The organism is Novosphingobium sp. Sphag1I, from assembly GCF_056279125.1.
This window is the reverse complement of the sequence record NZ_JBWBQS010000017.1, coordinates 1-14267: the sequence shown is the minus strand read 5'-3', so window position 1 is coordinate 14267 and position 14267 is coordinate 1. Positions and strand designations below refer to the sequence as shown.

The window sequence follows — 14267 nt, the reverse complement described above, 5'->3', positions numbered from 1 at the left end:
GGGCAGTCAATCGCAGAGGTGTGCCTTCATTTTGGCCGCCCGACCCGTATGTCGAGCGTGGTAATACCTGACAAATCAATCCGCAGGTGGCTGCCAGCGGTCCAGCCTGCTGGGCTAGATTATGATACAGCGGGCAGGGCCGTGCAATGACCTATATTGCGTAGAGTTTTCGGGCGCATTGACAGGATCGCCATTTCCCAGAGCAGACCGCTACCGAACGGCGTCGCCATAAAGCTAGCTCAGCAAAAACGCGATGTCCTCATCGTCGAGCGCGCCTCCGCCGCCTGCACCGCCCTCGCTCCACAACAGATCGGCCAGTTCCTGCTTGCGTTCCTGAAGGGTGAGGATCTTTTCCTCGATCGTGCCCGAGGCGATCAGGCGATGGACGAAGACCGGCCTTGTCTGGCCGATCCGGTGGGCGCGGTCGATGGCCTGCGCTTCGACGGCCGGGTTCCACCATGGGTCATAAAGGATGACCGTATCGGCGGCGGTCAGATTGATGCCCGCGCCGCCTGCCTTCAGGCTGACAAGGATCAGCGCCACTTCGCCATTCTGGAAGCGTTTGACCGGGCGCGCGCGATCACGGGTGGTTCCGCGCAACTGCTCATGGTCGAAGCCTGCCGCCGTCAGGTCTGCGGAAATCCGGTCGAGCATGGCGGTGAACTGGCTGAAGATGATGACGCGCCGGCCTTCGCTGATCAGTTCGGGGACCATTTCGAGCAGGCGTGCGCGCTTGGCCGACACGATCCCGGCGCCCGCATCGCCGGGCAGAAGGCCGGGATCGCAACAGATCTGTCGCAGTTTGAGCATGGCATCGAGAACGATGATCTGCGCGCGCATCAGACCAACCCGCGCGATCTCGTCGCGCACGCGGGTGTGCATCAGCAGGCGCTGGCTTTCATAGAGCCGCATCTGGGCGTCCGTGAGTTCGATCCGTTCAGGGATCAGCGTTTTGGGAGGCAGTTCGGCGGTTACCTGATCCTTGGTCCGGCGCAGCATAAAGGGACGCAGGCGGCGTGCGAGGGCTTCCTTTGCCGCAACATCGCCATGCTTCTCGATGGGGGTGCGATAGCTCTTGCGGAAATGCTCAAAGCTGCCGAGCAGGCCGGGATTGGTTAGCGCGGCAAGCGCCCAAATATCGTTGAGGCGGTTTTCGATCGGTGTGCCGGTCAAGGCGATTGTCTGGCCTGCGCGCAGACAGGCGGCAGCCTTGAAACCGGCGGTCGCCGGGTTTTTAAGCACATGGGCCTCGTCCAATACCGCGATGGCCCATTCCCTCGCGCTCAGAATATCCTTGTCGCGGCTGAGCAACGGATAGCTGGTCAGGACTATGTTGGCCTCGGCCATGGCCGCTGCAGCGTCGCGCCGATTATGGCCATGCCAGAGATGGCAATGGAGGTCAGGCGCAAAGCGGGCCAGTTCGGCCTGCCAGTTGGGCAGCACCGATGTCGGCGCGACAATCAACGATTGTCCCTTGCTGTTCTGGAGCAGGTGACTGATGGCCTGCAGGGTTTTGCCCAGTCCCATGTCATCGGCAAGGATGCCGCCAAGGCCCGCACCGTGGAGTGCCTGAAGCCAGTTGGCCCCGGTTTGCTGATAGGCGCGCAAATGTGCCTGCAGGCCCGTAGGCGGGACATAGAAAGTACAGGTGGGATCGTTGAGGGTCGCGGCAAGGCGGCGCAGCGCATCGGCGCTGGCCCAGGGCATGCCGCTACCCGCCAGTTCATGAACCACGCCAAGATCATAGCGGTTGACGCGCAGGGTTCCTGCCTCCCTATCGACAAGGGCAAGGCGCAGCAGCGAGGTGAGGAGCGGGCGCAGCGGCCCCAGCGCAACCGTGGTAAAGCGCGTTTTGTCGATGGGAATGGCAATCTGGTGATCATCGGCCAGCGTGAGCAGGTCTTCGCCGGCATTGGCGAGCAATTGCCGCAAAGCGGGCAAGACATCGATCCGCGTGCCATCGACCAGAGCGGGCAGTTCCAGATCGAACCAGTCGATGGACGCCCCAGGTTCGGCGGGTCTGGGCTGCAGTTCGAGGCCGAGATCAGTCGACGCAAAGGGTGTGAGCCGATGCGGCCAGTCGGCAGAATATTCGATCAGCCAGCCTTCGCCCTCCAGCACGCGCACCGCATTGGCCAGGAAGTCAGGATAGTCGTGGCCATCTTTGGTCAAAGAATGATCCCAGCCCTGATGGGGCTTGAGGCGCACATCGCCGACCAGCGCTAGCGCCATCAAAGGCAGATCGGCGAGCCTGTCGGCAGCGGCCTGTTCGGCGGCAAGGTCACGGATCAGGCGAGCGGGGCCTTGCCCACCTTGCACGATGGCCTCGCTGGCCGTCGCAGGCGCCACCAGCCGGTGGCCAGCATAGTCGAAGGCAAGCCGCACGATTTTGCATGGACGGGCGCGCCAGCTATCGCGGCTCCAGTAGCGCTGATCCTCCTTCAGATCGAGCTTCTCGATCAGGAAACGCAGAACGGGGCGCGGTGTGACCTTGATGTCCTGACCGGTCTGGCTGGTTGGAGCCGGGATGGCATCGCCCGCCAGTTCCTCCCAGCGTCTGGCAAGGAGGGGAATGTCTGTTGGCGTGATCGGGGGCATGGCCAACAGGCGACCGGCGCGGGCAGGGGCGATCCCGGTATCGATCAGGCTTAAGGTGCCGGCGACCTCATCGATGGCCAGCGGCGGATCACCGGCGCCAATGAGCAGCCCCGATGGCAGGCCGGAAAGATCAAGGCAGCGGCTGCCATCGGCCAGCAGGCGCCAGATGAATTCGGCCCTCAGATTGTCCTCGGCAATGGTTAGGGCCTTTCCCTCGGGTGTCCGCCAGTGCAGCAGGCCAAGCTTGGCTGCTTCGCAAAGCCATTGCCAGCCATGGCGACCATGAGGCACCTTGTCGCTGTTAAAATCCCCGCCCAAGGCTTCAGGCGCCATGCGCGAGAGCAGGCGCAGGGCGGGCAAGGGGATCTGCAGGCGGTTCTGCTGGATTTCCCAGATCTGGATCGGCGTCCAGTCGCCCGCGCGGTTGCGCTGGCGATAGGCGCGAACACAGAGCAGGTAGCGTTCCGGCACATCGTCGGCGCGGCCCTTGGTGCGCGGCGGCTTTTTGAACGCGCGTGTGGGTTCGATAGTAAAGCGGACCGACTCAGTCAGCAGGCCCTGAACCATGGCATCTGTGTCGACCTGCGCCAGCCATTTGCCGACCGGGCCAGAAGCGATTGCGCTGGCCGCAGGGGTAGCCTCTATCCGCAGGCGCGGCTTTTGCGGCTGGGCCTCGCGCATCGCAAAGGCGACAGCGGCGGCATGTTTGCAGCCATAACCAACCGGGCAGGAGCACTCGCTGTCGATACCGATATCGTTGTCGATGAAGACAAGCGATGTGAAGTAATAATTCTGCCCGCTGCCCTTCACGATGGCGGTGATCAGGCTCATGTCCTCGTCAATATCGAGGGCGCTGACACGGCCCTTCCGGGCATAATCGAAACCTGCCCGCATCATCGCCGCCGTCTGGACCATATCGCTGATCAGCGCATCGGTGATGGCGGGGAAAGCACTGGGCATCGGGGAGGCTCCGCTGGATTGCGGGCCTTGCATAGGAGGTTAAGCCGGATCTGACTATCGGTCACGGCATGGTGAGTGCAGTTCGTCGCGGCGCACATGCGGCAACGAACAATTGGTTGCCTTAAATTTGCGCGGTCGCTTCGAGAGCCGCCAGACGTTCGGTGCAGATGGTATGGACGATGCGCCCCAGTTCCTCGACACGTTCGCCCAGCCATGCCAGTTCCTCGGCGGTGATCCGGTAATGTTTGGAATAGCGGGCCTTAACGTAAGCGTCCTTGAGCTTCTCGAACAAGGCGCGATCTTTGCGCGTTTCGCGGGGCCAGGCATCGACCAGCCGCAGGTCGATGCGTTCGGCCTGAGTACGCAGGAAGGCAATGTTGTGGTTATGTGGTGCATAGAAGGTACTGACCAGCAAGACGCAGTTGTAAAGTCGCTCGGTCGTCTGGTGCAGATCGAATGCAGCCTTCTTGAAATCGCCATCATTCACAGCATGGCGGAATCCGCGCATGAAGCTGTATGCGCTTGGAAACCACTCCTCAAAATATTCCCGCGCCATATCGAGATTGGCCTGCGGGGTCTTGGGCAGCGGTTCGCGCAGATCGCGGTCATCGCACTGATAGAGGGCAATCCCGTCCCGCGCGACATCCATGAAAAAGAACCGCCCATGGGCCAGTCCGTCATTCACTTCCTGAAGCGAATGGACAATGAAATTGACCGGTGTGCGCAGCCTACCGGCCAGCTTCTCCTCGATCAGCCTTTCATCGGCCCTGACCCAGTGCGCCGCGCGGTCGGCCAGTTCCTTGCCGCTGACGATCACCAGCAGGTCGAAATCGGACACATAGCCTTTGGCGGTATGGGGTTCATCAACCCAGCCGCCGCGCGCATGGCTGCCATAGAGGATCACCTTGACGATCTTGCCGCGCCGCTTGTTGCTCTCCGCCTCGTCATGCGCGGCGCCAAATTCTTCGAACAGCAGTTGCACCACGCGGTCGAGTTCGCGCTGCTTATGGGCCGGGAGGTGATCGAGATCGGTGCGCATCAGAAACCTTTGCGGGCCGGAGCGGCGGCGTCAAGCATCTCTAATTCACCACTTCGATGCGAATGCCAAGGTCGAGAGCGGCCCAGACCGGATCGGCGGTAAGCGCTATGGCCTTGTTTGTCCATGCAAGAGCAAGGCAGGAGCGGTCCCCCAACGACAGTCCGGCGCCGTGCGTCAGCGGGCGCAAGGCCGCGCCTATATGAGCCTGAGCGCGGTCAAAAGGCACGACTTCGATGTCGAGTTTTTCGAGCATGCACTGCGCTTCCTCTGTGGTGATGCCCCGGTCGATAAGGCTGGCCAGCACTTCGTGGTAATTGACCGCCGAGATCAAACCATGCGCAAGGCATGCTTCGACTTTGCTGGCTCCGGGCTCATTGAACAGGAGGCAAAGCAAAGCCGAGGCATCCAGAACATGGATCGAGGACGGGGCGCTAGCGGCCATGGGCCGCCTCAATCCTGCGCATGGCAATGAATTCTGCCGAGGCCAGTCCCATCGTCGGCGCGAACATGTGCAGACGCTCCTGCACCATGCCCAGCAGGTTGCGCGATGGCCGGATACGAAGTTGGTCATGATCCAGTTCAAATGTCACAGCGTCACCAGTTTGCAGCCCGAGCGAACGGCGGATATGGGCGGGTAGCGCGATGCGCCCACCTGCCATCACCCTGCCGTGCCGCAGCCGCCCATCGGTTTCGGTCAAGAACGCGGCGCTGTCGAATTTGCGTCGGAAATTTCCTCGCTCCATCGGCGTATCCGGTGATGCCGATGGACGGACAACCGTGGGCGCCATCAGCCCGTCCATTGCCTGATCGAGCGCCTCGCGGATTTTTGGTTTGAGCCTCAGATTGACGCGGCGATGGTCGGCTGGGTCTGCCTCGCGCTTTAGCGCTCCCAGTTTTGCGAGTTCAGCCGCGCGGCGATGGGCATTGGCCGGTGGCTCATCGGTGGCAATACAGGACTGGAAAGTGGGTTTTCCTTCCAACTCGGCCAGATAGAGTTCGAGTAGGAAGGTGAGATAAGGCGCCCCGGCGAGACGCCGCCCCAGCCTGTCTGTGAGCATAGTATCGAGACGCAGCAGCATTCGGCAATGGGCCGCCCGAATATGGGCGGACTGAAGTTGCCCTTCAGGAGCATCGCGAGGGCCAGGATGACGGCTCGTCATGGCCGGTCGCTCGCAGAGTGTGACGGACGACAGGGCAAGGCCATCAGATCGCCCGCGCTTTCCACGGTGCGTCGGCGCCGTGCTGGGCCAGTCGTATCTGATGACGCCATGTCGCAAGGATCAGCATGGCCTGCGCTGCCCAGCCCCACAGAGCGGTGGTGTCCATATAGGTCCGCCAGTTCACCTGCGGGGCGACGATCAGCCCCAGATGAACGAGGATCTCTGCATTGATCAGGGCGGCAAGCCAGATCGGCCAGAAACGGGTGCTTCGCAGCGACAGCCATAGGAATACTCCCAGAATCGTCAGGTCGATCAGCAGGATGCCGGTCTCGACATGGCGGAAGCGCAGGCCATGCGGGCGAACGGCCCATGCGCTGATCCATGCTCCGGCAAACAGGGTGACCGCGCCGATCTTCTCAGGGCGGCCACCCCTCAGGCAGGCGAACAAAGTGCTGAAGATCAGCAGCGCCAGAAAGGCCAGTTGTCGGGTCATGGCTGGCCAGAATGATGGCGCATGGTTTCGCCTATTGTGCAACGCGCAGGCAAGGCTTTGTCTCGTGCAACGCGCGAGCGGGCTTGATGAGATCGCCATAGCTCAGTTCGCCAAGGCCGATATCATCGCTGGCCTGTTTAAGACTGGCATGGGTGGCGACGATCTTGCCGCGGGTCTCGGCCAGCAGCACGAGGGCGGAGGCTGAATTGAGCAGTGCCTCCTGACCGATGACGGCGGCAAGGCGGGCATCAAGCCGGGCGAGCGGAAGGGCCGCATGAAGTTCGGCGATCCGCGCGACGGCAAGATCGACCGCTTCCTCGGCAGCGAAAAGCTGTCTGGCGACATTTTGGGCAATGGTCTGGCGTTGGGCACGCATAGTTTCCCTTTCCTGTTTCCGAAATGAAGCAGGCATGCAGGATGTGTGAACTCGCCGCTCTAATAATGGTGATACAGGCTATCGACGCCTGTGAGCAGCGATACGGCGGAACCGACGGCGACAAGGGCGCCGACGGCAAGGACCGCAATGGCGATCATCGTATGGGCGATAGTCAGGTCATTGGCTTGTCTCCCGCCTCTGCGGAGCGGCACCAGATCGAGCAGCGATGATCGAAGCCCGTGTCCTGCCTGAATTTGAGGTGGGATCACAAGAACATCGCCTGCCGGATCGGGCGCCGCTGCGCTGTCATCGACGGGATCAGAAAGCTCGAGAACCCCGGTTTCCTGAAGACCCAATGATGGGGAGGCCATAAATTGGGTGGGGCTTTGAGCGATGGTCTGAAAGCTTTCCCATTCGATGAACTGGCGTACCGCTTCCCCTCGGCTGACCCCGCCAAGCTTTTTCCGGGCGTTTTGAATGAGCTTATTCACCCGATCCTCAGAAATATCGAGGGACAGTGCGATCTCCTTGGTCTGATGATAGCCTTGCCCGGAAAGGCGCAAGCAATCGCGCTCGCGCGGGGACAGGCTGGCAATGGCGGCCCATTGTCGGTCGGTTATTCCGGAAGGTGGTTTCTCGTTCACAGCGACCATGTCCCCCTTATTGGAAATGCAGTGCATTTCTTTGGTGGTGCGCTCCGATCTGGTTAATGAGGAGCGTTGCGGGATGAGGTTAAGCTATAGATTGGACGTGGTTTTGTCGATTCGGCAAGGCTATGTATGACATTTTGATGACGTTCATAAATTTGTCTCGCCCGCTGATGGCCGTGTTGCAAAATGCAAAGGGCAATCGCTCGTTACTATGACGCTTTTGGCAATTTCTTGAGGTGATGAGAAACCACATAGGGAATTGCACTGGAATGTAAGGGCATCGCGCCGGTTGGGAGCGGAGCGGGGAGAGGGGCGTGACATGGTATGCACGCAAGGAGCAAGGTGATGCTTCTCTCCAGATTTTCGAACCGAATGGCCGGTTTACGGCCCGGAGCAATCCTCCCCTTCTTCAGATGGCTTATATCCCCGAAAGTTGAGGCCTGCGTGCCAGAGTCTGGCGCCGGGCAATGGCACGATTGCAGCGCACGCTTCTATGCCGCGCTGGCCGCTTTGCCCGACAGCGCCCGGCACATCTATCTCGCCCACAGCCGGGACAATCTGCCTTATTCAGCGATTGCCTTGCAGATGGGGATCGCCGTTGAAGAGGTCGAACAGGAACTGGCCTATGCGCTAAACCTGCTTGCTGCCGCGCTCTATGACACATGATGGGGGGATACGCCGGCCGCAGGCTGCGTGCGATCTTGCCACGCAGGGTGCAAACCTTGTCAAAACTCTGGGTGGAAGCTGGCAGGGCGATCATGGCATGTGTCTTTGCCCGGCCCATGATGACAGGGAGCCCAGCCTGTCGGTGCGTGTCGGGGATCATGCCTTGCTTTTTACCTGTTTTGCGGGCTGCGAACGGAGGGATGTAATCCGCGCTATCGGGCATCGGCAAAGCGATGCGTTGAAGCGCAGTGCTGGGCGATCCTCATTCCGGCATGGCGGAGCAGGAGGCAGCGCGTTACCACAATTGTCTTTGGTGCCGATCCGCCGACTTTGGGACCATGCCCAGCCTTTGGCGGGAACAGTAGCCGAGGCTTACCTGCGCCGACGCGCTCTGTTCCTGCGCCCGGGCGCTTTACGCTTTTTGCGGGCAACGCCGCTGGGCCGGGGGAAGGCGGTGGTCTTTCGCCCGGCGATGCTGGCCGCGGTCCATCAGGGCTGTGAACTGGTCGCGGTTCAGCGGACTTTCTTTGCGCCCGGTCGGCCCATTCGGGCCCGCGATCTGGGCAAGCCGCGCCGGATGCTGGGGCGACCGCTGGCGGGCGCGGTGCAGCTTGCACAGGCGGGCGACATGCTGGGCCTCGCCGAAGGAACTGAGACGGCCATGTCGGCCATGGTCATGCTCGGCATTCCGGTCTGGGCAACGCTGGGCGCCGAACGCCTCCATCGCATCGCCATTCCCGCCGGCGTCTCGCGCCTTATTCTGCTTCCCGATCATGACCATGCCGGGCGCATCGGGCTGGCAAAAGCGCTCAATGCTTATCAGGCGCCGGGACGAAGCATCGAGGTGATTTGGCCGCCAGCGGGCTGCAAAGACTGGAACGATGCCCTCCTGATGGGAGGAAAGGGGGGCGGGAAGGTTGGCGACGGGCAGCCCGAATGGACGGACTGCTCCGCCCGGAGACCATGACTTATGTCCCAGCTTCCTATTCTCGTTCCGGCGGCCAACCTTGAAAAGTCGCCTGCCAATGTCCGCAAGAGCAGCGATCCCGAAGCCGATGCGCGGCTTGCTGCCAATATTGCCGAGCGAGGCGTGCTTCAGAACCTTGTCGGGGTGCCGGTGGCGCGCAAGAAGGGGTACTATCGCATCACGGCTGGTGGGCGGCGGCTCGATGCGGTCCACCGCCTGATTTCCGACGGGAACCTTCCTGCCGATTATGCCCTGCCGCTGCTGGTGCTCAAGGACCCCAAGGATGCGGTCGAGGTCAGTCTTTCGGAAAACTTCTTCCGTCTGGCGATGAACCCTGCCGAGGCCTGCCGCGCGTTTCGCGATGTCATCGAGGTCGAGGGCAAATCGCCTGCCGATATCGCGAGGCGTTTTGGCGTGACCGAGCGCTTTGTGCAGGGACGTTTACGCCTTGCCGGGCTTGCCGAACCGGTGTTTGACGCGCTTGAGGCCAATGAAATCACGCTCGATGTCGCCAAGGCCTATGCCTCGACAGCCGACACAGCGCGTCAGGCGGCGGTCTTTGAATTGCTGCGCCACAGCTATTCGCGCGACAATGCCGGGGAAATTCGGCGCCAGCTTGCCTCCTACAGCTACCGTGCCAGTGATCCCAAGGCGTTACTGGTCGGGCGCGATGCCTATGTCGCGGCGGGAGGCAGGATTGAGGAGGATCTCTTCTCGGATGCGAGCAGCGAGCGCTGGCTCGACACGCAGATCCTCGACGAACTGGCCGAGCAGAAGCTGGCCGAAGCCGCTGAGGCGATCCGCCAGCGTGAGGGGTTTGGCGAAATCCGCGCGGTGGCGGCAACCCATGTCCCCTATGGCCAGACCTGGGGATTGCGACAGTTGCACGGCGCGTTGCCCGATCTCAGCGAGGAGCAGCAGGCGCGCAAAGGAGACATCGAGATCGAACTGGCCGAATGGAGCGCGGCCATCGACACCGGTGATTTTGAGCCCGACGATGAGGATGAAGCCCATATCGGAGCGCTCGAAGCTGAACTGGCGGGCTTGACCGGGCCGGCCCCGGTGATCGAGGCGGGCGTGAAAGCTTCGGCGCTGGCCTATGTCATTCTCGATGAGGATGGCACGCCGCGTATCCACGAGCAGATTTATGCGATGCCAACCCCGGAACCTGAAATCGAGCCCGATGTCGCTGGGACGGCTGAGGGGCAAGAGGCCGACGAGGCAGCGTCTGGCGGCGGGGAGGAAGCAGGCGAGGATAAGCCTGTACTGAGCCAGCGGCTACTCGAACGCCTTGCCATGATGAAGGTTGAATTGCTGGCTCTGCATGTGGCGAGCGATCCGGCCTTCGCGCTCGATCTGGCGGGCTTTATCCTCGCTGATGCTTCGACCACGGCCTATGGCTATCGGACCCCAAGCGAATTGCGCGGGCCGGAACCGGCGCAACTGGCGGCGGATTTCTCCAGTGATATGCCTGCGGCGCGCGAATGGGCGAAACTTCAGGACGGGCTCGATCGCAGCTGGCAGGGGCATGGCTCGGTGATTGCCCGCTATGATGCCTTTTGCGCCCTTCCCGAGGAAGTGCGCGCGGCATGGCTGGGCTGGGCAGTGGCGCGCACGTTGCGGGCCGTGCCCCATGGCCACGGGGCGGCGGATTTCCTCGATCACCTCGGTGTCCGCCTCGATATCGATGTCGCCAACTGGTGGCGGCCAACGGCCGCGGCCTATTTCGACAAGATCAACAGGCCTGCGATCCTCGATCTGTTCGAGCAAATCGGCGGGGTGGATCTGCGCTCGCGCTATGCCGGGGCGAAGAAACATGATCTGGCGGCGGCGGCAGAGCGCCTGTTCTCCGGGGACATGCTGGTTGAGGCGGAGGTTAAGGACCGGGCGCTTGCCTGGTTGCCTGAGGCCATGCGCTTTGATCAACGGGACCAAGTCGCGGCGGGGCCGATCTTGGGCAACGACAAGGGCGATGGTTCTGACGCATTGGCGGAGATCGACGGCGACCTCGTGGGAGACGATGGGCCTCTGTCCGATGCGGCCTGAACGGTTGGCGGGATAGTCTGGGTTCCATGGTGTCGGTGATGGCGCATTGAGACTGGCTTCCGTCTTGCGATGCGCCATCATCAGGCAAGCTTAAGCCTTTGGTTTCGCGAAAGTCCGGGGTGGCACAATTTCGTGTGCAATGTGACGCAGCGGGGTGAGCCGCAAGCAAATGGGGGGAGAGGGGGAGGGCAGGGGGCCGGAAGCAAGGGGTGTCCCGGGCGACTGGCACGATCTATCCCTGCGAAAGGCTCTCCCATGGCGTTTGCTGTTCAACCTGAAATCCAGCCGCATCTGCTTTACAGCCAGACCCCCTATGACGAACGGAGCAATTTCGATTATCGGGGTGACCTTTATCGCCCCGGCGAGGATCTGTCGGTGCTGCGCCAGCGCATCGGGCAGCATCTGGGGGAGGAATTTCCCGATCTTGGCATCGCCTTGCGGTCGTCGCGCTTCTCGGGCGGGCGTAAAATCATGGTCGAAATTCTCGATGCGCCGGATGACCTGACGGGTCGCGATGCGCGCGAGGCGTTCATTGCCCGACTGCGCGATCAGATCGAACGTTTTGGTTACACACGCACCAATCCCTTGCAGGACTATTGGAACTGCTCGTTCTACGCCGAAGTCGTGGTTGCCCGGACCTATTGGGCAGCACTTGCCGCGCGTCGGGGACAGGCAAATCCGGTCGAGCAAGCTGTGTCGCTGGTCAGTTTTAAAAAGCGCCTGAAAGCAGGCGATAGTTTGACGTTGCTCCATGCCACTTATGGCCATCGCGCCATGGGGCAGTCGCGCAAAGTGGTTGAGGTTCGCTCAAAGGATTTTGTGTTTGAGGGGCGCAGTTTTTGCGATTTTCCGCGGGCGGCCAATTTCGCCTGCGATGGCAGGCTGGTGCGTATCGCGATGGGCGACGAGCACAATCCCGATGCCCATCTGCTCTATGAGTGGCTCCCACAGAAGGGCTGATGGCCGGTGCTTTGCCGAATGCCGCAGAGCGGGGCTTCCCCCCCCCCAACCACCAGCGGTGGCAGCTTTGGTAAGATCTACAGGAGATGCCTATGGGCAATTCTCATCTGGCGGCGATGCGCAAGCTCTTCGAGAACTGTCAGTATCGCTACGACACCTGGACTTTATTCGGCGATTGCATGGAGATGATGGCGATCACTTTGTCCAATGCCGTCGACTGGCGCCAGCGCGAGGGCCGTGAAAAGCGCTATCTTGAAATCGCGGGCCGCTATGACCGGTCAACTCTCGATATCTTTGCCCAGGTTCTGGGTGAACTCGTCGAGGCGTTGGAATACGAGCGCTGCGACATTCTGGGCGCCTTGTTCCATGATCTTGAACTGCACAACAAGGCACGCGGTCAGTATTTTACGCCCTATTCGATTTGCAAATTCATGGCCGGGACAACGCTGGGCGAGGAGGATGCGTTACGAAGTCATATCGAGGCCCGTGGTTTTCTGACTGCCTGCGAACCGGCTTGCGGATCAGGGGCTATGGTGATCGCGCTGGCCGACACGATGCTGGAGCGTAATATCAACTACCAGTCCCATCTTCATGCAACCGCGATCGATATCGATCCCCGCGCGATCCATATGGCCTATTGCCAGTTCACGCTGCTTCATATTCCGGCCCATCTGGTTGTCGGCAACTCGCTTTCCGGGGAAGTGCGAGAGAACTGGTTTACGCCGGTGCATATCATCGGGGGCTGGAATGCGCGTCTTGCGGCTGCGCGCGATGGTAGGGGAGGGGTAGGGGATGTCGATCCGGCTCCTCGTCTGGCGCTTCAGCAGCGCGCCGCAACCCGGACCACGAATGAGGAAAGTGGGTCATTGCCGATACGCGCTGGCCCACAGCAGCTCACCCTGTTTTGAACTGGCATCGGGTCACCTGAATGCGGGATATACATTGTGTATCTTAGAGCCGATCTGCAATAGAAGGTCAGGGTCATGCCGCGCACAACCGCCTCATCATCCACGCCGCTTCAGACGGTCAATCTGCGGGTCCGCACGGACACGCAGTCTCTGATTGATCGTGCGGCCAATATGCTTGGGCGCTCGCGGTCGGATTTTATGATCGAAGCCTCAAGGCAGGCTGCTGAAGATGCCATCCTCGACCAGCGTGTCATCGCGGTTTCGGGTGAGGCTTATAATGCGTTCGTGGCTATTCTTGATCGGCCAGCGCAAGCCAATGAACTGCTGCGCAAAACCATGCAGACGTCCGCTCCCTGGGACCCCGGTGAGCGTTACTGCGCCTGCTAAGCTGGATGATAGCGAACTGCTCGACGAATTTACCTGCGGAGCCTCATCACTTAATGACTGACTGCGGTGACGCGCGCTGGCCAATCAGAACAGCGGTGCCAGCAGGACCTTTGTCGTTTGCCCGGAGGGCAAAGTTGCTGCGTATTACGCGCTTGCCCCCAGTTCAATTGCCTGTGCAGAGCCGGCGGGGCGTTTTCGTCGGAATATGCCTGACCCTATTCCGGTCATTACGCTGGCTCGGCTTGCGATCGATCAGTCCTCGCAAGGTCAGGGTTTTGGGCGAGCGCGTGTTCGAGACGCAGCCAGCAGAGTCATAGCCGCAGCGGATCTCATTGGCGTACGCGGTATGATTGTTCATGCGATCAGCGATGACGCGAAGCAGTTCTACCTTCGCTGTGGTTTCCTCCCATCACCGACGAGCGACATGACGCTGATGATCCCGCTTTCCGACCTGAAGATGGCTGCCTGAGAGCGCAAAAATATTGCTTTGATAACTTAGGCCACCCCACGAGCAGGCGTTTGATCACCTGATTGATTTTTGTCAATAGAGGTCCTTGGTTCAGAAAAGTTGGGGCTAATTTCTGCCTGGGTGTAGACCCGCGAGCGACTATGACGGTAGCGGCGCAAACCATGGGTATCATAGCAACCATCATGAATTCGTCGACGGGCTTGGCCATTCAGAAAATGAAGTTTGAGCGCATGCCCAAGCCTTGGGTTACGCTCCATCTCGAAACGGGTGAACAGGTTACGGCTGACCGTGTCCATGTCGGTAAACCAGCACCGGGCAAGTTCATCACTCCGGTGGAAGTCTGGGTAACGCCCAAGGGATAACCATGAGTTGCCGTGCCGGGCAAGAGGCGCCCGGCACCAAAGCCGATGTTCAGCGGCCCGAACTGTGGCGTCGGAACCAGTCGTTCGGTCACCATTGCCCCGCGCCACGTGAATGACTTGGTCTGGGACAAGTACGAACCCGCTGGCGCGGGAGTGGCGCTTGTTTTGAGGCCTGGCCAGTGATCGGCGGTCTGGGTCTAAGTTGAGGTCTGGGCCAGGTAGGCAG

General features: G+C 61.0%; 15 protein-coding genes. 8 read left to right on the top strand and 7 right to left on the bottom strand.

Annotation, left to right across the window (positions count from 1 at the left end; genetic code table 11):
• Positions 1–234: 234 nt before the first annotated feature.
• The 7 genes from ACZ9HU_RS17760 to ACZ9HU_RS17730 all read right to left on the bottom strand — a co-directional run bounded on the left by ACZ9HU_RS17760 (position 235) and on the right by ACZ9HU_RS17730 (position 7279).
• The gene (locus ACZ9HU_RS17760; protein WP_476106924.1) at positions 235–3558 is read right to left on the bottom strand and encodes a DEAD/DEAH box helicase; all 3324 of its coding nucleotides are present in this window, start codon (positions 3556–3558) and stop codon (positions 235–237) included.
• A 121-nt stretch (positions 3559–3679) separates the two neighbouring features.
• Positions 3680–4597, bottom strand: a complete 918-nt coding sequence (locus ACZ9HU_RS17755) for a HEPN domain-containing protein (RefSeq protein WP_476106923.1) — start codon at positions 4595–4597, stop codon at positions 3680–3682.
• A 40-nt stretch (positions 4598–4637) separates the two neighbouring features.
• Positions 4638–5039: a type II toxin-antitoxin system VapC family toxin gene (locus ACZ9HU_RS17750; RefSeq protein ID WP_476106921.1), complete on the bottom strand. Its 402-nt coding sequence runs from the start codon at positions 5037–5039 to the stop codon at positions 4638–4640.
• Positions 5029–5757, bottom strand: coding sequence for an AbrB/MazE/SpoVT family DNA-binding domain-containing protein (locus ACZ9HU_RS17745; RefSeq protein ID WP_476106920.1), 729 nt, complete (start codon positions 5755–5757; stop codon positions 5029–5031). The genes ACZ9HU_RS17750 and ACZ9HU_RS17745 overlap by 11 nt, the downstream gene beginning before the upstream one ends.
• A gap of 43 nt (positions 5758–5800) precedes the next feature.
• Positions 5801–6250 (bottom strand): hypothetical protein, encoded by a 450-nt coding sequence (locus tag ACZ9HU_RS17740; RefSeq protein WP_476106918.1) that lies wholly within the window; start codon positions 6248–6250, stop codon positions 5801–5803.
• Positions 6251–6281: 31 nt separating this feature from the next.
• The gene (locus ACZ9HU_RS17735) at positions 6282–6626 is read right to left on the bottom strand and encodes a hypothetical protein (RefSeq protein ID WP_476106916.1); all 345 of its coding nucleotides are present in this window, start codon (positions 6624–6626) and stop codon (positions 6282–6284) included.
• A gap of 59 nt (positions 6627–6685) precedes the next feature.
• Positions 6686–7279, bottom strand: coding sequence for a helix-turn-helix domain-containing protein (locus tag ACZ9HU_RS17730; RefSeq protein ID WP_476106915.1), 594 nt, complete (start codon positions 7277–7279; stop codon positions 6686–6688).
• Between the two features lie 441 nt (positions 7280–7720).
• On the opposite strand from ACZ9HU_RS17730, the gene ACZ9HU_RS17725 reads away from it, so the two are divergent.
• The 8 genes from ACZ9HU_RS17725 (at position 7721) to ACZ9HU_RS17690 (ending at position 14041) form a co-directional block, all read left to right on the top strand.
• Complete coding sequence (locus ACZ9HU_RS17725) at positions 7721–7942, top strand: sigma factor-like helix-turn-helix DNA-binding protein (RefSeq protein ID WP_476106913.1); 222 nt, start codon at positions 7721–7723, stop codon at positions 7940–7942.
• A gap of 313 nt (positions 7943–8255) precedes the next feature.
• Positions 8256–8909 (top strand): DUF7146 domain-containing protein, encoded by a 654-nt coding sequence (locus tag ACZ9HU_RS17720; protein ID WP_476107009.1) that lies wholly within the window; start codon positions 8256–8258, stop codon positions 8907–8909.
• Between the two features lie 3 nt (positions 8910–8912).
• A complete protein-coding gene (locus ACZ9HU_RS17715) occupies positions 8913–10955 on the top strand; it encodes a ParB/RepB/Spo0J family partition protein (protein ID WP_476106911.1) in 2043 nt (680 codons plus the stop codon).
• A 255-nt stretch (positions 10956–11210) separates the two neighbouring features.
• Positions 11211–11915, top strand: a complete 705-nt coding sequence (locus ACZ9HU_RS17710; RefSeq protein ID WP_476106910.1) for a hypothetical protein — start codon at positions 11211–11213, stop codon at positions 11913–11915.
• Positions 11916–12007: 92 nt separating this feature from the next.
• A complete protein-coding gene (locus tag ACZ9HU_RS17705) occupies positions 12008–12823 on the top strand; it encodes an N-6 DNA methylase (RefSeq protein ID WP_476106909.1) in 816 nt (271 codons plus the stop codon).
• Positions 12824–12898: 75 nt separating this feature from the next.
• A complete protein-coding gene (locus ACZ9HU_RS17700) occupies positions 12899–13210 on the top strand; it encodes a type II toxin-antitoxin system TacA family antitoxin (RefSeq protein WP_476106908.1) in 312 nt (103 codons plus the stop codon).
• Between the two features lie 76 nt (positions 13211–13286).
• Positions 13287–13679 (top strand): GNAT family N-acetyltransferase, encoded by a 393-nt coding sequence (locus ACZ9HU_RS17695; protein WP_476107008.1) that lies wholly within the window; start codon positions 13287–13289, stop codon positions 13677–13679.
• A 161-nt stretch (positions 13680–13840) separates the two neighbouring features.
• Positions 13841–14041, top strand: coding sequence for a hypothetical protein (locus ACZ9HU_RS17690; RefSeq protein ID WP_476106907.1), 201 nt, complete (start codon positions 13841–13843; stop codon positions 14039–14041).
• The last annotated feature ends 226 nt before the right edge of the window (positions 14042–14267 follow it).